The following is an 18,606-nucleotide window of genomic DNA, read 5'->3' on the forward strand; positions in this document are numbered from 1 at the left end:
CCTGGCGGCGGGACCTGGGCCGACGCTGGCTGGCGGGCCCCGGCCCGCGACCTGCCGGCCGTGGCAGCACCCGCGGCCTGGACGCCGCAGCCGGCGGCCCGCGCCGGGGCCACCCGCACCCCGAACCCGGTCGCGCTCGGTCTCGCCGCGCTGGCGCTCGTCGGGATCGTGCTCAGCATGTTCGTCCTCGACTGGGTCAGCAGCGGGCCGTTCTCGGCCGGATTCGGCGACCTGGTGGCCGACGGAGCCTCCGCCGACGCGTTCGTCGACACGCTGACGATCTGGCACTTCCAGTGGCTCGGCTACGTGGTCGCAGCCGCCGCGACCGCGGCGTTCGCGGCGTTCGTGGGGGGCGGCGTCGGGTCCCGGCGCCTCGGCCACGTCATCACTGCGGCGGTGGCCGGCATCGGTGCGCTGCTCGCCACGCTGGCGATCGTGCGGGCGTTCCGATCCCCAGGTCTCGATCCCGAGCTCGGCGCGTGGCTGCTCCCGGCGTCGTTCGTGACGATCCTCGCGGCCGTGGTCGTCAACGCCCGCACGATCAGCGATCGCTGACCCGAGGGCGGATCGGCCCGAGTCAGCTGGGCTCGAGCTCGACCTCGGCGAGCTCGATGCGATCGCGCTCCTGGGCGACCACGCCGGCCAGCACGAGGGCGATGCCGCCGACGTCGAGGGCCGACGGCCGCTGATCGAGCACGAGCCAACCGAAGAAGGCGGCGGTCACCGGGAGCAGGGCGAGGAGCAGCGAGAAGCGACGCACCGGGATCCGCCGCAGGACGTGCTGGTCGATCCCGTAGCCGATGGCGTTCGACAGCACGCCGACGAGCAGGCAGAGGATCAGCAGGCGTGGGGTGGTGAGCGCCGGGCCGCTCCCAGGAGCACCGATGGGCGTGAGCGCCACCGCGCCGATCGCCAGGCCGAGGCCGAGTCCGGCGACACCGCGTCCCACCTGGGCCACCCGGGAGCCGACGACGATGTAGGCCGCCCACATCGCCGACGCGGCCAGGATCCACAGCAGCCCCGACGTGTTGCCGTCGATCTCGACGCCACCGAGCACGATCACGCCGCTGGCGGCGAGCAGCAGGGCGCCGGCGTTGCGCGCCGTGCGGGTCATGGTCGCCGCCACGGCGATCGGTCCGATGAACTCGATCGCCACGCTCTTGCCGAGGTCGGTGCGGGCGATGGCCATGAAGAAGAACGTGTTCATCAGCGCCGTGGCGACGCCGAACACGGCCGCGGCGGCGAGCTGGCTCCGGGTCCACCCGGCCCACCAGCCGCGCGAGAACGCCAGCACGGCGGTCGCCGCACCGACAACGCGCAGCCAGGCAACCGTCTGCGGAGCGACCTCGTCGAACAGCAGCGAGGCGATCGAGGCGCCGGAGTACTGGGCGATCGCCGAGAGGACGAACAGGGCCTCTGGCTGCGCCGTGTCGAGGTAGCGCCCGACGGCGCCCGCGGATCGACCGTTCAGTCGAAGAGCTCGGGGTCGGTGCGGCAGATCTCCTGCCAGAGCGGCTGGAACTGGAACCAGCCGGCGAGCGGGAATCCGGTCTGCTGGCGGGTGTAGGAGGCGTACTCGTGATTGATCTCGATGGGCGTGCCGGCCGCCATCGCGGCCAACTGCGCCTGGCACGAGCGCTCCATCGTGATGAACCACCACGCCGCCTCGTCGACCGTCTCGCCGACGGTGAACAGACCATGGTTCTGGTGGATCGCCGCCTTGCCGGTGGGGAACGCGGCGGCGAACTCCTTGCCGGCATCGACCTCGAAGACGACGGCGCCGCCCTGCTCGGCGATCAGCGTGTGGTCCTCGTAGAACGCGCACGCGTCCTGCGTCAGCGGCCCGAGCGGGATCCCGAGCGAGCTGAACGCCTTGCCGTACACCGAATGCGAGTGGGCCGCCGCCACCACCTCCGGGCGGGCCTCGTGGATGGCCGAGTGCAGCACGAAGGCGGCCCGGTTCACCGGCCGGGATCCATACACCACGTTGCCCTCGTGGTCGACGAGGATGAGATCGCTCGACCGCACGTGGCGGAAGTTCATGCCGAACGAGTTGACCCAGAAGAGCTCGGGGAACTCGGGGTCACGGACCGTGATGTGACCCGCGACGCCTTCGGAGAACCCGAACTTGCCGAAGATGCGCAGGGCGCCGGCGAGCTTGGCCTTGCGGTGGGCTCGCTCCTCCTCGACCGTGTCGAACGGCTGGGGCACTTCGAGGGAAACGTCTTGCGGCACCAGCGGCCGACCGTCGATGGTGCGATCTTCCGTTCCGGTCGCGACCGAGGCCGACCCTGTCCTCTCGAAAATCGTCATGACCAGACGCTACCCCTGTCGGGGCGTGCCGTCTGACCGGCGATGCCTGGCTACTGAACCGTCGTCGACGGCAGCTCGGCGGTCTCGGGGATCAGGCTGGCGGCGATGTCGAACGTCGCCACGAAGAACTCGGCCTGGGCGCAGTCGTAATCGGGTTCGCCGTGCTCGTTCTTCGCCACCGCCTCGACCGCCGACTCCGACACGACCAACTCGGCCGTCGTGTCCTGGCACCCGCTCACGATGGCGGTGATGCGGCGATCGCCATCGGCGACCGGAGGGAGTTCCACGTCGCTCACGGGCAGCACGGGCTCGTAGCCGACGAACTCGAACTGTTGCAGCGTCGCCCGGTCGGCGCCGCCGACGGGCACATCCTCGGCCGCCACCTCGACGACGGCGACGATCGTGTAGGCCACGGCGCACATCACGTTGGGGTCCGAGCCGCCGTCCACGAGGAGCACCTCGCCGTCGATGCGCACCACGGCCGGAGCCGGGTCGCAGCCGCTGACCAGGCCGACGAGCAGCACCGACTCGCTCGGGATCGAGTCGGGATAGGCGGCGGCGATTTCGTCCATCACGAGGTCGCCGGTCGGCACGGCACCCGGCTCGGTCGGATGGGTGAGGTCGGGCGGGGCGTTCTCGAAGATCCGTCCCAACCGCCACAGGTCGTCGGGGTCGGCGACGCGGATCGCCACGTCGCGGGCGAGCCCGGCCGTGCCGACGGTGTCGACGGTGGCGACGGTCGTGAAGGCCACGGGCTCGGCGGGCGTGAGCGTGGGGCGGGTGGCGGCCGGCGCGTGGTCGGGCGTCGAGGCCGCCGCCGAGCCGGCGCCGAACGCGGTGAGGGCGGTCAGGGCGAGCGTCGCGGCGGTCAGATGGCGTCGGGTGGCACTGGGCATGGTGACTCAGACGGCCGCCGACCGATGCCGGTTCCGCGCAACCGGGATACCGTCGGATGGGCCGAGATGGCACGATCAGGACCGTGAACCATGCACTTCCGGGCGAGGGACTCGCCGCGCCTGCCGCCAACTACGCCCTGGCCATCGTCAGCGACGCGCCGTCTCGGCTGCTGCACACCTCCGGCATCGTCCCGATCACGCCGGACGGCACGGTGCCCGCGTCGATGGCCGACCAGGCGGATGTCGTGTGGAGCAGCATCCTGTTGCTGCTGACCGAGGCCGACATGACCCCGGCCGACATCGTCTCGATCACGACGTACGTCGTTGCCGATCACGCCGACGAGCTCCCGGTCGTCATGGCGGCGCGCGACCGCTACCTCGGCGGGCACCGAGCGGCCTCGACGCTCGTCACCGTGCCGCGCCTCGTTCGTCCCGAATGGCTCATGGAAGTCGCCGTTGTCGCCGCGGCCGGGTGACGCGGCGAGCGCCGGCGCGGCGCCGACACTGGCCGTGATCGCCGCCTCGATCGCCTTCGGGACCACGGGGACGGCGCAGGCGAAGGGACCCGCCGACACGACCCCGCTCGGGGTCGGGGCGACGCGCATCCTCGTCGGTGCCGTCGGGCTGATCGTCGCCGTGGCGGTGATCCGGTGGCGCTCGCGCGCCTCGTCGGGCGCGGCGACGGCTGTGTGGACGCCGCGTCGCTCCCACGCCCTCGTCGTCGCGGCGGGCGGTGCCGGCGTCGCCCTCTACCAGCCGACGTTCTTCGCCGGCACCGAGCGCAGCGGCGTGGCGATCGGCACGATCGTCGCCCTCGGCAGTGGGCCGGCGTTCGTCGGGCTGTACGAGACGCTCGTACTGCGCCGCCGGCCCAGCCCGGTCTGGCTCGCCGCCACGTCGCTGGCGCTCGCCGGCGGCGCGCTGCTCGTGGCGTCGCAGGCCGGCGACGGGGGCCGGTTCGACGGCCTCGGCGTGCTGTGCTCGCTCGCCGCCGGCATGGGCTACGCGGTCTACGCCTCGGCGGCCAAGACGCTCCTCGAGCGCAACATCGACTCCAGCGTGGCGATGGCGTGGATCTTCGCCGCCGGCGCCGTGCTGCTCCTCCCGGCCCTCGTCACCGAGCCGCTCGGCTGGCTCGGGACGCGGTCGGGCGTGGCGATGGTCGCCCATCTCGGGCTCGTGACCGTGACGATCGCCTATCTGCTGTACGGGTTCGGTCTCCGCACCCTCGCCACCTCGACGGCGGTGACGCTGACCCTCGCCGAGCCGGTGACCGCCGCCCTCGCCGGCATCGTCGTCCTCGACGAGCGGCTCGCCGCGGCCGGATGGCTCGGTGCGGCGATGGTGGTGACGGGGCTCGCGCTCACCGGTGTGCGCCGCCGTCGCGTGATCGCCGAGCCGGCGCCGCTGTAGCTACCGGCGGCGCCGGGCGCAGCCGGTGATGGCACCGGCGAGGGCGATCAGCGAGCCGACGAGCATCACCGGGATGCCGGCGCTGAGGTCGCCGAGCTCGATCGCCTGCCCGAACGGTCCCTCGTCGTCGCCGTAGATCGCCAGCTCGCCCGCCGAGAAGAGGGCGAGGCCAGTGGCGGTGACGATGGCGATGATGATGACGGGGAGCACCCGCTTGGCCACCAGCGACGTGATACCGAAGGCGAGCAGCACCACCGCCCCGAAGACGAAGATGCCGCCGGGCGTCTGTTCGAGATACCCGTCGTCGGTCCAGCTGACATAGCGGTCGAAGCCGTTGATCGACTCCCCGCCGAACGTCTTCCAGGGGATGATCGTGCCGACGATGATCAGCACGGCGCCCACCACCATCAGCCAGCCGGCGACGGGAATCGCCGGTCGCGGGGGTTTCGACATGACGAACGGGGAGGCCGCATAGGGCATTCCGGGCACCGGGTAGGAGGGGCCGCCGTAGCCCGGCGCGGCGCCGAACGGGCTCGCCGGAGGGGCCGGGGGGAGCGCGCCCGTCGTGGGCGGCGGCGGGGGAGCCGTCGACGTGGTCGGCGGCGGAGGAGGTGGCGTGGCGGAGCCGCCGGGTGGCGGCGGCGGTGGTGCAGCAGGTGGCGCGGAGTCGTCCGGCCGGCGCCATTGGGCGTTGGGGTCGTCGTCGTCGTTCCACGTCACGGCGGTGACCCTACCGAGGCGGCACGACCGGGGCGCGACGTTTGTCGACCGGTCCCGACCGAACTTTAATACGTGGTCGCCGCCGGGTCGCCGGTCTACGTTGCCGCCCGATGGGTCATCGAGTGGGTCGGACGGGACTCGTCCTCGCCGCCATCGTCCTGGTCACCGCCTGCTCGGGCGGCGACTCCGCGGCCCCCACCTCGACCGCACCGGAGTCCACGACGCCCGAGACGACAACGCCCGCACTGGCGACCGAACCGTCGACGGTTCCGGCGACGTCGGCCGCCGCATCCGAGCCGACCGGATCAGATCCCGACACGCTCCCCGAGCTGGAGCCCGTCCAGCTTCCCGTCTGGACGCCGGAGACCCGCACCGAGGAGCTGTCGGTCGCGATCGGTGAGACCGACCAGCCGACCGTGCAGCAGGCGGTGGACGCCTATGCGCTGCTCGACCCGGACATGCCCGGCGCGACGCCCAGCGACCTTCCTCCCGGCGACGGTCTCGGAACGACCTTCACCCGCGGCCTGATCGAATCCGTCCGCGATCGTCTGGCGCCCGAACAGCGTGAGGTGATCGACCGCTCCTTTGCCGCCCCGTCCGACGACGAGGTCGCCGGCGTCGTGGAGGTCGACGACCTGACCGCGCCGGACGACCCGGCGGCTTCGGGGCCATCGGGGTTCGCCCGGGCGGGCCGGCCGGGGGCCGAGCAGCCCCGCACCCGGTACCTTCGGCTCCTGAGCGAGGCCCTCTCGCTGTGGCTGCAGCACCGGCCCGATCTGCCCCACCGGTCGGCGCAGCTGGCCCTGATGCGCACCGAGATCGACGGCGGTGGGATGGACGCCTGGCTGAACTCGGGGACGAGCGGCCCGTGCACGATCCGGGTCAGCCGGAGCTTCTGGCGGGCGTCGAGACCCGACGAGGAGATCCGGTTCTACTTCGCCCACGAGCTGTTCCACTGCGTGCAGTTCGGCTGGCACTTCTGGGGCGGCTTGCCCGACTGGCTGATCGAAGGGTCGGCGGACTTCGCCGCCGCCGACCTCCTGCGCTCCCGGTACACCCCGCCGACATCCGTGCTCGCCGACGGGTGGTTCCGCCGCACCAACGTCGGCCTGGCCGGTCGGTCGTACAACGCCTGGCCGCTCTTCGAGAACCTCCGCCAGAGTGGCGTCGATCCCTACCCGGCCTTGCAGGCGATGATCTCGTCGGGGGGCGGTGCGGTCGAGGACCTGCTCGCCCTCGGCCGGATGCACAACGTCGTGTTCCGGATGGCGTGGTCGTCGCACACGCTGCGGAGCGCCGGTCTCGATCCCTCCTGGCAGTTCTCGTGGCCCGGGTCTCCGGAGTCCGGGCCTCACGACAACTCGTCGAGCTTCGGCTCGCGGGGCGTGGGCACCTATCCGATCCGCGGTGTCGGCGGCTACTCGCAGGTGCAGGCCGTGGTGAACATCTCGCGGCCGGTCGGGCTGGTGACCGTGACGCCGCTCGGCGCTCCGCTCAGCACCCACACCGGCGAACGAACCGTCGTGGCCGCCGAAGGGGCTTCGCTGCGACTGTGCTTCGAGCCCGATGGTTGTCGGTGTCCGGAGGGATCCGACTCGGGTGCGATCCGCATGCTGCACCGCGACATGATCTTCTCCTTCGCTGCCGCGGCCGAGCCGCCGAAGGCCGACGTCGTCGCGCAGCGTTGGGATCCGGACAAGGAGTGCGAGCGCCCGCGCCCGCGGCGCGCCACCTCCAACGGCGACCCCCACCTCGTGACGTTCGACGGCCTCGCCTACGACGTGCACGCGCTCGGCGAGGTGGTGACGTCGCGCGACCCGGAGGGCGGATTCGAGGTGCAGACCCGCAACGTGCCGGCGTCGCTCGGATTCGCCGTCGCCGGGACGTCGGCGGTCGCCGTGAGTGACGGACAGAGCCGCGTGACGTTCACGATGGACGGCTTCGAGTCGGAGGCCGCGGTCGTCCGGGTGGACGGCGTTGTGGTCGAGGCCCCCGACTTCGACGCCGGAACGATGCACGTCGCCGTGCCGGACGGGGGCACGGCGGTCGTCACGTGGCCGGACGGATCGGAGGTCGAACTGGCCTGGACCGCAGGCTGGTTCGTCACGGTCTCCGCCGCCGACGGGCGCGCGTCGAGGCTGGTCGGCCTGCTCGGCTCGGCCGACGGCGACTTCCGCAACGACCTCCTCCTCCCCGACGGCGCGGCGGCGGACGTGCACGACGCCACGGCGATCGACTCGGAGTTCGTCGACGCGTGGTCGGTCGACGACGACACGACGCTGTTCGACTATGCGGACGGGGAGTCGCCCGACACGTTCCGCGCCGGCTACCCCGACGACGCCGTCCCCGTCTCGATCGATGCGGCGGCGAGTGACGAGTGCGCGCGGGCGCTGGGCGACGCGGCGACCTCGCACGAGCTGGAGTCCTGCGCGTTCGACGTCGCGGCCACCGGCGACACGGCGTTCGTCGAGGCCTACGAGGTGGTCGTCGAACAACGGATCGAGGCGACCGAGGGCTCCGGCGAGACGGCGGCCGTCGTGGAGGAGGATCCCGGCCTGGTCGCGGTCGGCGACGCCGCGCCGTCACTCGAGCTCGAGGGCACGTTGGTCGCGCCCTACGTCTGGCCGATCCCCGACGATGCCGTCGCCGTCCTCGCCGGCACGATCAGCGCCGGTGACGGTGCGGTGCTGCTCGCCCGGGTGGACGTCTGCCCGGTCGACGTGACGATCTGGGTGACGATCGCCAACCTCGCCACCGGGTCGGGGACGACGACGACCGCGTGCGACCCGATGGGGCTGGCCTCGGTGACGGCCGACGAGGACGACGAGATCGTGCCGGGTGAGGCGTACATCTGGATGTCCGAAGGGGGCGAGTACAACGTCGTGATCGAGTCCGACGGCGAGGAGGCGTCGTTCGTCCACGTCGACGTCTTCGCCGACCAGTCACCCGTCGTCGTCGACGGACCCGCCCTGGCCGATGGCGACCGCACCACCCTCAGTGGTGAGGCCGACACGGTCGTGTACGTCCTCGGGCTCGACGAATCGTCGTACGACGCCGCCGGCCTCACGGATGCATGCGTCGTCGAGGCCTGGGGCGCACCCCCGCCCGGCGACGGGGCGGCGTGGCCGCTCGGCTACTGCGGTCATCAGACGGGCGTGGCGATCGGGTACGCGTACAGCGAAGTCCCGGTCGTCGTGTTCACGCGTGGGCCCGACCCCGTCGACGTCGAGCTGACCCCGGTCGCCGACAACTGACGCCGGTCGGCCGATCAGTCCGGGCGGGCCCGGCTGGGGTTCACGCGGCGCGCCTCGTCGGGCATCTTCGGGTAGACCGGCGGCCACGGAGCGTCGGGGATGCCCTTGGCGAGATCGGCTTCATAGCGGGCGACCAGTGGGGCGATCGACACTGGCGTCGACGTCATCGTGGCCCAGGGATCACCGGTGCGGCTCACCCGATCGGGAACGGTGACCAGGGTCAGGTTGTCGGGGCGGATGCCGGGGAGCTCCTCCCATGAGAACGGCGTGGACACCTGGGCGCCCGTCCGTGACCGGACGCACCACGCGCCAAACACCGTCTTGTGTGGAGCGTTCTGGTTGAAGTCGATGAACACGTGGGCGCCACGCTCCTCCTTCCACCACTTGTCGGTCACGAGGTCGGGGCGCGACGCGGCGATCGCCCTGGCGACGGCGATCGCCGCCTGACGGGTGCCGAAGCTGTCCCAGCCCGGCTCGACGTGGGCGTACACGTGGAGACCCCGGTTTCCGGTCGTCTTGACGAACGAGGTGATGCCGTGGTCCTCGAGGAACGCCCGGACCTCGACGGCCGCCTCCTGCACCATGGCGAACGTGACGCCGGGCGACGGATCGAGATCGATGCGCAGCTCGTCGGTGTCGTCGGGCTGATCGGCCCGGTACGGCCAGGGGTGGAACCCGAGGCACCCCTGGTTGGCCGCCCACAGCACGTGGGCGATGTCGGCCATGACGATCGCCCTCGACGTCGTGCCGTTCGGGGTGCTGACGATGGTGGTCTGCAGCCAATCGGGGGCGTTGTCGGGGATGCGCTTCTGGAAGAAGTTCTGGCCGGTCACCCCGTTGGGGAAGCGCTGGAGCAGCGTTGGCCGTCCACGCACGGTGCGCATGATCGGCTCCTCCACGGCGAGGTAGTACTCGGCCAGGTCGAGCTTGGTGAGCCCATCGGGCGCGGCCGGATTGGGCGGGAACATCTGCTTGGCCGGACTGGAGATCGAGACGGTGCGACCGGCGGCGGTGAGCTCCACCGGCTCGCCGTGATGGGGACGCTCCTTGGACGCCATCCCGTCACCGTACGCCCCGCGCGGCCCGCGAGCGCGTCGGCGGTCAGGCGGTGTGCGCCTGGTGCCCGTCGTTGTCGAGGATCGAGATCATCTCGGCCGGCTTGAGATGCGCCGTGAAGGCGTGCGGGGTCATCGTCGTGAAGTCGGCGGCATGGCCGGCGTGGACCAGCACCTCGCGCTCGCCGAGGAACAGCTTCACGGTGCCCGACAGCACGAAGAACCAGTCCCGGCCGGGATGGACCTGGAGCTCGGGCGGGGTCTCGAGCGGGGTGAGGCGCATCTTCACGACGTTGACCCCGTTCGGCCCGCGGTTGCGGCTGAGCTGCCATCTCGTGACGCCGTGGAGCTCGCAGCGCTCGGGTCGGATGACGACGTCGCCGTCGTCGGCCGAGGTGTCGACGAGGTCGTCGATCGTCGTGTTCAGGGCCCGGGCGATCGGGGCCAGGACGTCGAGGGCGAGACGCCGGCTGCCGGTCTCGAGCCGGCTGATGGTCGAGGCGTTGAGGTGGGTCGCCGCAGCGAGGTCGTTCAGCGACATCCCCTGGGCGAGGCGCAGGGTGCGCAGCCGCTGGCGGACCACGCCGTCGAGGTCGGCGGCGCCGGACGTCGCTGGTGGGGTTCTCGTTCCCATTGCCATTACGGCAATCGTACATGCCGATCTGTGGATTCACCCGTACCGTCGTCGTCATGAACGAGCACGACATCGACATCGACTGGGACGTGATCATCGTCGGGCGCAGCTACGCCGGGCTGAGCACCGCACTCACCCTCGGGCGCGCCCGCTGGGCGACGCTCCTCGTGGGCGAGGGCGGCCCCCGCAACGAGGCGGTCCGCCATGTGCACGGCCTGCTCACCCGCGACGGAGCCGATCCCGCCGAGATCGTCCGCATCGCCGAGGACGAGCTGGCCCGCTATGAGACCGTGCAGATCGCCACGGACCACGTCGGGGGCATCGAGCGGATCGACGGAGGCTTCCGTGTGCATCTCGGTCCCAGCACCTCGACGGCTCGGGCCGTGGTGCTCGCCACGGGCGTGAACGACAACCCGCCGGCGGTCGCCGGTCTGTCCGAGCACTGGGGACGTGGAGTCTTCACGTGTCCCTTCTGTGACGGCTTCGAACGGGCCGATCGCCCGTGGGTGCTCATCACCGACGAGGCGGCGCCGCAGCACGTGACCATGCTCGGGAACTGGGCGAGCTCGGTCGCCGTGCACACGCCCGACGAGGTGCGCAGGGTCCACGGCGACGGCGAGGAGGTCACGCACGTCGAGCTCGTGGACGGCACGAAGCTGGAGGCGGCCGCCGTGTTCGTCGGCCAGACGTTCACGCCCAACAACCGCCTCGCCCTCGACCTCGGCTGTGCCGTCGACGAGCGCGGGCTCGTGGTCGTCGACGCGATGAACCAGACCACCGTCGACGGCGTCTACGCCATCGGCGACCTGACGCGGCTGGGTCACCACATGAGCCATGCCATCGCCGACGGCACCACCGCCGCGGCAGCGATCACCCACCGCCTGCTCACGACATCGGCGTGACGGCCCGTGAGGTGGCTCAGTGGGACGAGCCGGTGACCTTGAGGCCGACGATGGCGACGATCAGCAGGGCCAGGCAGGCGATGCGGATCGGCGTGGCGGGATCGCCCTTCCACACCATGCCGACGACCGCGGCGCCGACGGCGCCGATGCCGACCCACACGCCGTAGGCGGTGCCGATCGGAATCGTGTCGGTCGCCTTGGCGAGGGCGACCATGCTGGCGGCGAGCATCACCAGGAACGCCCCGGTGGGCACCACCTTGGTGAGGCCGTTGGTCGCCGGGAGCACCGACGCCCAGCCGACCTCGAGCAGGCCGGCGACGACGAGCAGGATCCACGACATGACCGTCTCCCTGAGACCCGTCGTTCCGCAACCGGTACGGGTCACCCTCGTCGGCTCGTTCGGGGTTCCGATCGACACCACCAGGCTACGCGGCGCCGAGAAACCGGGACCGGGCACGGCGGTTGCAGGGGTCACACTGGGTCATGCACCCGTATTGGCCGCTGTTCGACCTGGAGATCCGCACGCCGACGATCACGATGCGGTACATCGACGACGACCTCGCCGTGCGTGTGTGCGACCTGATGCAGTCGGGTATCCACGCCTCGAACTTCATGCCGTTCGGGATTCCGTGGTCGGTGGTGCCGTCGCCCGAGCGAGAGTACGACGCGCACCGCTACTACTGGAGGTCGCGTGCCGAGACCCGGCCGGAGTCGTGGCACCTCCCGGTGGCGGTGCTGCGCGACGGCGAGGTGCTCGGCGCCGGCAGCTTGGGCGCCAACGACTTCGCCCTGCTGCGCACGGCCGAGACCGGCTCGTGGCTCGGCCAGGCGTTTCAGGGCCAGGGCTACGGCAAGGAGCTCCGCTCCGCCCTGTTGCACCTCGCCTTCGCCGGGTTCGGGGCCGCCGAGTGCACCACCGCGGCGTGGAGCGACAACGAACGGTCGCTCGGTGTGACGCGGCACTGGGGCTATGAACCCAACGGCGTCGTCCGGGGCCGGCGTGGCGACGACACCGGCGATCTGCTCAAGTTCCGCCTGCTGCGCGAGCGGTGGGAGACGATCCGCCGCGACGACATCGAGCTCGTCAACCTCGACCCCGTGAGGACGTTTCTCGGTCTCTGAGCTCGCTCGCGGGAGTCAGACGAGGCGGACGTCGACGCCGCAGATCGTGCGGGACTCACCTGCCCGCGTGCGGTCGGCCGCCGCGACGTCGATGGCGCCGATGCCCTCGCCGCGCGGGCCGGCGGGCACGAACCGCACGGCGTGGGCGAGACCCAGCGCGGCCCAGCGCGCCCGCATCGCCGCGGGCTCGGCTGCGGCGACGTCGATGCCGGCGATCGCCGTGACGACCGACGTCTCGGCGTGGGCGCGCCAGGGACCCGCCCAGCGCCACGTGCCGTTGGGGACCGGCTGGTCGATCGACACGATCGCCCCGCCGACGTCGCGTGGATGGAGATGACGGGCGCGGATGTCGGGCAGGTCGATCGACCACACGACGCGCACGCCGGCGGCCGAGAGCGCGTCCTGGCGGGCATCGAGATCGTCGACCTCGAAGACCGCCATGTACCCGCCGTCGCCGCCCCGCTTGTCGAGCAGACGTCCGGCGGTGGTCCCGTCGCCGGTGGGGCTCACCACCTCGAGGAACTGGTCGCCGATCGTCATCAGCGCGTTGTGCAGGCCGAACTCGGCCACGCCCGGGTCCTCGAAGCACACCGTCACACCGAGCCAGTCGCACAGCTCGGCGACGACCGCGTCGCGATCGGTCGCCACCAACGCCACCTGCCGAAGTCGGATCATGGGCCGACGGTACCGATCCGGCGGCGCGGCGGGGCGAGCCGGGGGAGCGTCAGTTCTTGTGGAGGGCGGCGTTGAGGCCCTGCCAGGAACCGCCCTCGTTGCGGGTTCGGGCCTCCACGGCCCCGGTCTGGCTGTGCTGGAGGAACAGCATGTCGTTGATCCCCGACAGCTCCTTGGCCTTGACCACCGTGCCGTCGGGGAGCTTCACGAGCGTGCCGCCGACGACGTAGAGGCCGGCCTGCACGACGCAGTTGTCGCCGAGGCTGATGCCGATGCCGGCGTTGGCGCCGATCAGGCAGTTGGTCCCCACCGAGATGCGCTCGGTGCCGCCGCCCGACAGCGTGCCCTGGATCGACGCGCCGCCGCCGAGATCGGTGTGGTCGCCGAGCACGACGCCCTGGCTGATGCGGCCCTCCACCATCGCCACGCCCAGGGTGCCGGCGTTGTAGTTGCAGAAGCCCTCGTGCATCACCACCGTGCCGTCGGCGAGGTGGGCACCGAGCCGCACGCGGGAGGCGTCGGCGATGCGGACGCCGGCGGGCACGACGTAGTCGAGCATCTGGGGGAACTTGTCGAGCCCCTTGACGTTGACGTGCCGCCCGGCAGCGCGGGCGGCGAGGCGGACCTCGTCGAGGTCGGTCGGCGCGACCGGGCCGAGGTCGGTCCAGGCGACGGTGTTGAGCTGGCCGAAGACGCCGTCGAGGTTCAAGGTGTTGGGGGCGGCGAGGCGGTGTGACAGCAGGTGGAGGCGGAGGTAGACGTCGGCCGCCGAGCTCGGTGCGGCGTCGACGTCGACCGTGAGGCGGATCGGGCGGACCGTCACCTTGCGCAGATCGTCGCGGCGGTCGCCGCCGGCGAGGGCGGCATCGACCTCCTCGGGCGCGGCGTCGCCGAACTCGCCCCACCCGATCCAGCGGAACCAGGCGTCGAGCGTGGTGCCGTCGCGGGCGACGGTCTCGAACCCGGCACCCCAGGCAAGTCGTGCATCGGTCATTGCGGGTTGGCCTCCGGTCGCAAGGTGGGGAAGAGGATGACGTCCTTGATGGAATCGACGCCGGCGAGGAGCATCACCAAGCGGTCGATACCGACGCCGAGACCACCGGTCGGTGGCATGCCGTACTCGAGGGCGCGGACGTAGTCGAGGTCGATGGTGCCGCGCTCGTTGTCGCCGGCGTCGCGAGCCGCCTGCTCGGCCTCGAACCGCTGCAGCTGGTCGACGGGATCGTTGAGCTCGCTGTAGCCGTTGGCGAACTCCTTGCCGAGGATGAACAGCTCGAAGCGGTCGGTGAGGTGCGGATCGTCGGGGTCGAGCCGGGCGAGCGGGGAGATCTCCACCGGATGGCCGGTGACGAACGTGGGGCGCACGACGCTCTTCTCGCACAACTCGGCGAAGAGCTCCTCGATGATCTTCCCGGATCCCCACGCCTTGTCGCAGTGCACGCCGTGGCGGTCGGCGATGGCGCGCAGGTGATCGACGGGCTGCGACGGATGGACGGTCTCGCCGACGGCCTCGGAGGCGAGGTCGACCATGCGGACCCGGGGCCACGGGTCGGTGAGCTCGACCTGCTCGCCGGCGACGTCGATCAGCGTGGTGCCCAGCGAGTCGCGCGCGGCGTTGGTGATCAACGCCTCGGTCAGCTCCATCACCCCGTGCACGTCGGTGAAGGCCTCGTAGCTCTCCATCATCGTGAACTCGGGGTTGTGCGTGGTGTCCATCCCCTCGTTGCGGAACGTCCGCCCGATCTCGAACACGCGGTCCATGCCACCGACGATGAGGCGCTTGAGGTGGAGCTCGGTGGCGATGCGCAGGTACAGCGGCATGTCGAGCGTGTTGTGGTGGGTGATGAACGGTCGGGCCGTGGCCCCGCCCAACTCGGCGTGCAGCACCGGCGTCTCGACCTCGATGAAGCCGCGCGCGACCAGCGTGGACCGGATGCTGGCGATGATGGCGTGACGGATCTCGAACACGCGCCGGGCGTCGGCGTTGACGACGAGGTCGGCGTACCGCTGGCGGAAGCGCGTGTCGGGGTCGGTGAGGCCGTGCCACTTGTCGGGCAGCGGGCGGATCGACTTCGAGAGGAGCTCGAGACGCTCGACCTTGATGGAGATCTCGCCGACGCGGGTGGTCATCACGGTGCCGTGGACGCCGACCCAGTCGCCGCGGTCGAGCGCCTTGATGCCGGCGAAGGCGTCGTCGCCGACCACCGCCTTGGAGACGAACAGCTGGACATCGACGCCGCGGTCGGCGATCGTGAGGAAGACGAGCTTGCCCGAGTCGCGCTTGAGCATCACACGGCCGGCGACGGCGACGGCGACATCGGTCTCCGTGCCCGGTTCGAGGTCGGCGCCGGCGGCCCGGACCTCGGCGGCGGAGTGGGTGCGATCGAACCGGTACGGGTACGGCTCGACGCCGTCGGCCCGCAGCTGATCGACGCGAGCGATGCGCCGGGCCTTCTCGGCCACCAACCCGCTCCCCGAGATGGCGTCGCCGCCGGGTGTCGAGTTCGTGTATTCGGGCTCACTCACGCCGCCCGACCGTACCGGGTGGGGAGCGGAGTGCCGAAGCCCGTTCGCATCGCGCTGCGCTGGTGCCGGCCGTCGTCGGTAACAGATGGTGCCTGGCACCATCTGTTACCGACGACCGATCAGCCGAGCAGCGTCTCGAGGCGCGCGGCGACGTCGCGGAAGCGGGCGACCGAGATGAGATGCACACCGTCGAAGGCACCCGACTCGCGGATGTCGGCCACGAGCGCGCAGGCCGCGTCCACCCCGGCGTCGCGGTCCCGCTCGACGCGTTCGATCAGATCGGTGGGCACGGCGAGCTGGCCGATGTCGGCGGACAGCTTGCGGGCCATCTGGGCGCTGGCGACGACCATCACGCCGGCGTACACGGGACCGTCGAAGTCGATGGTGCCGCGCCACGCGAGCAGGTCGTCGAGCGAGAACGTGACCTGGCTGAACAGCATGTCCGCCTCGCGCTTCCACGCCGGCAAGGGACCGAAGCGAGTCGACACGCCGATCCGCGCGGTGCCGCCGTTGGTCGCGGCGAAGGCCCGGGCTTCGTCGATCATCGAGCGCACGGTCAGGTCGTCGGAGCGACGTCCCGACTCGGGGCGGTCGCCGTAGACGAAGAGGAACTCGTCGACGCCGTAGGCCGACGCCGTGAGCAGATCGCGACGGAACCCGAGCGTGTTCCGGTCGCGGGCGTTGAGGCAGGCGATCGCCCGGCCGCCCATCCGGGCCACCTCGTGGGCGACGGCGATGCTCGACACCGTGGCCCGTCCGATGTGGTTGTCGGGGATGAGGAAGGCGTCGGCGACGGTGCCCAGCACGCCGATCTGGCGACGGACGCGGACGAGGTCGGGGCGCGTCGCCGGCTCGATCTCGCAGATCACCTCAAACGACCTCTGCAAGGGCTTCGGCGTCATCCTCCGAGCCTACGACGGGGCCGGGGTCCTAGTGGTCTGTCGCCGGATTGGTAAGGGTGTCTCGCTTGCTGGATCTCGCCGCTGGCTGCGTTGCTCGTCCTCGAAAGACTGGGTGTATTCCTTCGTCCTCGCGCCTTGCCAGCGACGAGCCCAGCGGCGCGATCCACCTCACCAACTCGACGACAGACCACTAGCGTGCCGGGATGAACCCCACCGCCAGGACGACGCTCAAGTGTGGACTCGTCGGGGCCGGCCCGTGGGCGACGATGTTCCACGCCCCGGCGATCAGCGGCGGCGACGAGACCGAACTGGTGGGGGTCTGGGCCCGCCGACCCGAGGCTGCCGCCGAGCTGGCCCGAGCCCACGGGGCCGAGGCGGTCGGCTCGTTCGACGAGCTCCTCGAACGCTGCGACGCGGTGGCGTTCGCCGTGCCGCCGGCCGTGCAGGCCGAGCTGGCCATCCGGGCGGCGCGGCGCGGCCGCACGCTGCTCCTCGACAAGCCGATCGCCGCCGACCTCGACACGGCCGAGCGGCTCGCTGCCGAGGTCGCCGACTACGGGGTCGGTTCGGTCGTGCTCTTGACGATGCGGTTCAACGGCGCCATCCGCCGGTTCATCACCGAAGCTCGGGCTCGACCGTGGGCCTCCGCACGGCTCCGGAACGTGTCGGGTGCGTTCCTCGACGGACCGTTCTCCAACTCGCCGTGGCGCCACGAGCGCGGCGTGCTGCTCGACGTCGGACCGCACGCCTTCGATCTGCTCGACGCGGTGTGCGGCCCGATCGTCCACCTGAAGGCGTCCCGCGACAGCGACGAGGACCCCGGCGAGGTGACGCTGACATGCGAGCACGAGGCCGGCACGCGATCGGTCGCGGTCCTCAGTGGCACGGCCACCAGCGACGTGGGCGGTCGCATCGAGCTCTCGGGTGGGGACGGTGACGGCGACGATGTCTCCCTCGACGTCTGGTCCGTCGACAACCACGACGTGCACGCCAACGTCCGCCGCGCCCTCGTCGACGCCGCGGCCGGGATGAACGTCGAGTGCGATGTTCACCGAGGTGCGATGCTCCAGCGGCTCATCGACCAGGCCGAGCGTCAGCTCGAGGCGTCACGGTGACGCCGCGTCGATGACGTCGCGCGTCAGCTGTTCGGCATCGGCGTCGACGCCGCGTGACGCGAACCAGGTGCAGATGTTGCGGCAGTCGCGGGCCAGGAACTCGAGCCCTTGCGGGTTGCCGAACAGGTCGACCACCTGCGGCAGATCGATGAGCACCAGCCGCCCATCGTGGACGAGCACGTTGTAGGGCGACAGGTCGCCGTGCGTGTATCCGGCGGCGCCGAGGGCGAGCACGGCGGCGACGCACTGCTGCCACAGGTCACGGGCGGCGTCGCGGTCGCGCGGTGTCTCGGCCAGCCGCGGGGCGGCGGTGCGGGTGGCGACGTCGCCGATGAACTCGAGCAGAAGCTCGGTGCCGCTCATCTGCACCGGGTACGGCACGGGTACTCCGGCCGACCAGAGCCGGCCGAGCATCGAGAACTCGGCGGCGGCCCATTGGCCGGCGATGAGCTGGCGGCCGAACTCGGTGCGGTTGCCCATCGCCCGCATCTCCCTGCTCCGGCGCACGGCGCGACCCTCGAGGTAGCCGGCGTCGCGGTGGAACATGCGGTGCTGCGCCGAGCGGTACCTCTTGGCGGCGAGCAGGACGGTACGCCCGGTCGCCATGTCGACGCGCTGCACCAGATCGACGTCGGCCTCCTTACCGGTCTTCACCACGCCGAGCTCGACGTCGAAGGCATCGCCCGACGTGATCACCCAGCCCGGGACCGGACGCGGGCCGTGATCGGATTCGGGATATGTGCTGAGCGTGGCGCCGGCCGGGAGTCGATCGTCGGCGAACGACTCGTCGGTGACGGCGCCGGGGGCGATCAGCAGGGGAGTCGGATCGTCGTCGGCGACGCGGGGGTGGCTGCGACGGCGCGACGGGGCGGGGTGACGCCGAACGGCATCGATGTCGTCGAAGTCGTCGGTGTCGAGGTCGTGGCGGCGATCGAAACGGAAACGGGGCATGGTGGTTCTCCGGAGAGACGGGTGCCCGGGGGCTGTGGTCGCGGCGATGGGGCGACTCAGGAGGCAGCGCGACGGCCGGGCAGGGACGGAACGGAACGGAGGGCGCGCGACAGCGCAACGACAGTCAT

18 protein-coding genes and 1 pseudogene are annotated in these 18,606 nt (G+C 71.4%); 7 read left to right on the top strand and 12 right to left on the bottom strand.

Annotated features, from left to right (window positions below; translation table 11 throughout):
* Window positions 1-555, top strand: a pseudogene (locus DN771_RS25400) (hypothetical protein); the annotation flags it as partial.
* Window positions 556-577: 22 nt separating this feature from the next.
* Here the strand turns inward: DN771_RS25400 and DN771_RS25405 are convergent.
* The 3 genes from DN771_RS25405 to DN771_RS25415 all read right to left on the bottom strand — a co-directional run bounded on the left by DN771_RS25405 (window position 578) and on the right by DN771_RS25415 (window position 3,209).
* On the bottom strand, window positions 578-1,294 hold the full coding sequence (locus DN771_RS25405) for an EamA family transporter (protein WP_205528769.1): 717 nt from the start codon (window positions 1,292-1,294) through the stop codon (window positions 578-580).
* A gap of 173 nt (window positions 1,295-1,467) precedes the next feature.
* Window positions 1,468-2,313, bottom strand: coding sequence for a class II aldolase/adducin family protein (locus DN771_RS25410; RefSeq protein ID WP_117000377.1), 846 nt, complete (start codon window positions 2,311-2,313; stop codon window positions 1,468-1,470).
* A 50-nt stretch (window positions 2,314-2,363) separates the two neighbouring features.
* Entirely contained in the window at window positions 2,364-3,209 is an 846-nt protein-coding gene (locus DN771_RS25415; RefSeq protein ID WP_117000378.1) for a hypothetical protein, read from the bottom strand.
* Between the two features lie 83 nt (window positions 3,210-3,292).
* On the opposite strand from DN771_RS25415, the gene DN771_RS25420 reads away from it, so the two are divergent.
* Window positions 3,293-3,685, top strand: a complete 393-nt coding sequence (locus DN771_RS25420; protein WP_227462477.1) for a RidA family protein — start codon at window positions 3,293-3,295, stop codon at window positions 3,683-3,685.
* The gene (locus DN771_RS25425) at window positions 3,666-4,622 is read left to right on the top strand and encodes a DMT family transporter (RefSeq protein WP_117000380.1); all 957 of its coding nucleotides are present in this window, start codon (window positions 3,666-3,668) and stop codon (window positions 4,620-4,622) included. Before DN771_RS25420 ends, DN771_RS25425 begins: the two co-directional genes overlap by 20 nt.
* Here the strand turns inward: DN771_RS25425 and DN771_RS30200 are convergent, their stop codons facing one another.
* Window positions 4,623-5,342 carry a hypothetical protein gene (locus DN771_RS30200; protein WP_193615414.1) on the bottom strand — a complete coding sequence of 240 codons (720 nt, stop codon included), beginning with the start codon at window positions 5,340-5,342 and terminating at the stop codon, window positions 4,623-4,625.
* 110 nt (window positions 5,343-5,452) lie between these two features.
* On the opposite strand from DN771_RS30200, the gene DN771_RS25435 reads away from it, so the two are divergent.
* On the top strand, window positions 5,453-8,596 hold the full coding sequence (locus DN771_RS25435; protein ID WP_162942406.1) for a VWD domain-containing protein: 3,144 nt from the start codon (window positions 5,453-5,455) through the stop codon (window positions 8,594-8,596).
* 14 nt (window positions 8,597-8,610) lie between these two features.
* On the opposite strand, the gene ligD is transcribed toward DN771_RS25435, so the two are convergent.
* Entirely contained in the window at window positions 8,611-9,654 is a 1,044-nt protein-coding gene (gene ligD / locus DN771_RS25440; protein ID WP_117000382.1) for a non-homologous end-joining DNA ligase, read from the bottom strand.
* Between the two features lie 43 nt (window positions 9,655-9,697).
* Window positions 9,698-10,285, bottom strand: a complete 588-nt coding sequence (locus tag DN771_RS25445) for a helix-turn-helix domain-containing protein (protein ID WP_117000383.1) — start codon at window positions 10,283-10,285, stop codon at window positions 9,698-9,700.
* Between the two features lie 56 nt (window positions 10,286-10,341).
* On the opposite strand from DN771_RS25445, the gene DN771_RS25450 reads away from it, so the two are divergent.
* Complete coding sequence (locus DN771_RS25450) at window positions 10,342-11,187, top strand: NAD(P)/FAD-dependent oxidoreductase (protein WP_162942407.1); 846 nt, start codon at window positions 10,342-10,344, stop codon at window positions 11,185-11,187.
* A 16-nt stretch (window positions 11,188-11,203) separates the two neighbouring features.
* Here the strand turns inward: DN771_RS25450 and DN771_RS25455 are convergent, their stop codons facing one another.
* A complete protein-coding gene (locus DN771_RS25455; RefSeq protein WP_117000385.1) occupies window positions 11,204-11,527 on the bottom strand; it encodes a DMT family transporter in 324 nt (107 codons plus the stop codon).
* Window positions 11,528-11,670: 143 nt separating this feature from the next.
* Here DN771_RS25455 and DN771_RS25460 point away from each other — a divergent pair, with 143 nt between their 5' ends.
* Window positions 11,671-12,309 (top strand): GNAT family N-acetyltransferase, encoded by a 639-nt coding sequence (locus DN771_RS25460; protein WP_117000386.1) that lies wholly within the window; start codon window positions 11,671-11,673, stop codon window positions 12,307-12,309.
* Between the two features lie 15 nt (window positions 12,310-12,324).
* Here the strand turns inward: DN771_RS25460 and DN771_RS25465 are convergent, their stop codons facing one another.
* The 4 genes from DN771_RS25465 to DN771_RS25480 form a co-directional block, all read right to left on the bottom strand.
* Window positions 12,325-12,984 carry a VOC family protein gene (locus DN771_RS25465; protein ID WP_117000387.1) on the bottom strand — a complete coding sequence of 220 codons (660 nt, stop codon included), beginning with the start codon at window positions 12,982-12,984 and terminating at the stop codon, window positions 12,325-12,327.
* A gap of 49 nt (window positions 12,985-13,033) precedes the next feature.
* A complete protein-coding gene (locus tag DN771_RS25470) occupies window positions 13,034-13,978 on the bottom strand; it encodes a DapH/DapD/GlmU-related protein (RefSeq protein ID WP_117000388.1) in 945 nt (314 codons plus the stop codon).
* Entirely contained in the window at window positions 13,975-15,465 is a 1,491-nt protein-coding gene (gene lysS / locus DN771_RS25475) for a lysine--tRNA ligase (RefSeq protein WP_420810941.1), read from the bottom strand. Before lysS ends, DN771_RS25470 begins: the two co-directional genes overlap by 4 nt.
* A 164-nt stretch (window positions 15,466-15,629) precedes the next feature.
* A complete protein-coding gene (locus DN771_RS25480) occupies window positions 15,630-16,412 on the bottom strand; it encodes a methylenetetrahydrofolate reductase (RefSeq protein WP_117000390.1) in 783 nt (260 codons plus the stop codon).
* Window positions 16,413-16,615: 203 nt separating this feature from the next.
* Between DN771_RS25480 and DN771_RS25485 the strand changes: the two genes are divergently transcribed.
* On the top strand, window positions 16,616-17,527 hold the full coding sequence (locus tag DN771_RS25485; RefSeq protein WP_117000391.1) for a Gfo/Idh/MocA family protein: 912 nt from the start codon (window positions 16,616-16,618) through the stop codon (window positions 17,525-17,527).
* Here DN771_RS25485 and DN771_RS25490 read toward each other — a convergent pair.
* Entirely contained in the window at window positions 17,519-18,478 is a 960-nt protein-coding gene (locus DN771_RS25490) for a serine protein kinase RIO (RefSeq protein WP_117000392.1), read from the bottom strand. The two genes, DN771_RS25485 and DN771_RS25490, sit on opposite strands and share 9 nt — an antisense overlap.
* Between the last annotated feature and the right edge of the window lie 128 nt (window positions 18,479-18,606).

Origin of the sequence: Desertimonas flava, from assembly GCF_003426815.1 — a bacterium.
Lineage (GTDB): Bacteria > Actinomycetota > Acidimicrobiia > Acidimicrobiales > Ilumatobacteraceae > Desertimonas > Desertimonas flava.

What these genes read in the sequence shown, in the direction of transcription:
- DN771_RS25470 (WP_117000388.1), bottom strand. Translation starts at nt 13,978, where the DNA reads ATGACCGATGCACGACTTGCCTGGGGTGCCGGGTTCGAGACCGTCGCC.
- DN771_RS25485 (WP_117000391.1), top strand. Translation starts at nt 16,616, where the DNA reads ATGAACCCCACCGCCAGGACGACGCTCAAGTGTGGACTCGTCGGGGCC.
- DN771_RS25455 (WP_117000385.1), bottom strand. Translation starts at nt 11,527, where the DNA reads ATGTCGTGGATCCTGCTCGTCGTCGCCGGCCTGCTCGAGGTCGGCTGG.
- ligD (WP_117000382.1), bottom strand. Translation starts at nt 9,654, where the DNA reads ATGGCGTCCAAGGAGCGTCCCCATCACGGCGAGCCGGTGGAGCTCACC.
- DN771_RS25490 (WP_117000392.1), bottom strand. Translation starts at nt 18,478, where the DNA reads ATGCCCCGTTTCCGTTTCGATCGCCGCCACGACCTCGACACCGACGAC.
- DN771_RS25450 (WP_162942407.1), top strand. Translation starts at nt 10,342, where the DNA reads ATGAACGAGCACGACATCGACATCGACTGGGACGTGATCATCGTCGGG.
- DN771_RS25465 (WP_117000387.1), bottom strand. Translation starts at nt 12,984, where the DNA reads ATGATCCGACTTCGGCAGGTGGCGTTGGTGGCGACCGATCGCGACGCG.
- DN771_RS25445 (WP_117000383.1), bottom strand. Translation starts at nt 10,285, where the DNA reads ATGGGAACGAGAACCCCACCAGCGACGTCCGGCGCCGCCGACCTCGAC.
- DN771_RS25415 (WP_117000378.1), bottom strand. Translation starts at nt 3,209, where the DNA reads ATGCCCAGTGCCACCCGACGCCATCTGACCGCCGCGACGCTCGCCCTG.
- DN771_RS25410 (WP_117000377.1), bottom strand. Translation starts at nt 2,313, where the DNA reads ATGACGATTTTCGAGAGGACAGGGTCGGCCTCGGTCGCGACCGGAACG.
- DN771_RS25460 (WP_117000386.1), top strand. Translation starts at nt 11,671, where the DNA reads ATGCACCCGTATTGGCCGCTGTTCGACCTGGAGATCCGCACGCCGACG.
- DN771_RS25480 (WP_117000390.1), bottom strand. Translation starts at nt 16,412, where the DNA reads ATGACGCCGAAGCCCTTGCAGAGGTCGTTTGAGGTGATCTGCGAGATC.
- DN771_RS25435 (WP_162942406.1), top strand. Translation starts at nt 5,453, where the DNA reads ATGGGTCATCGAGTGGGTCGGACGGGACTCGTCCTCGCCGCCATCGTC.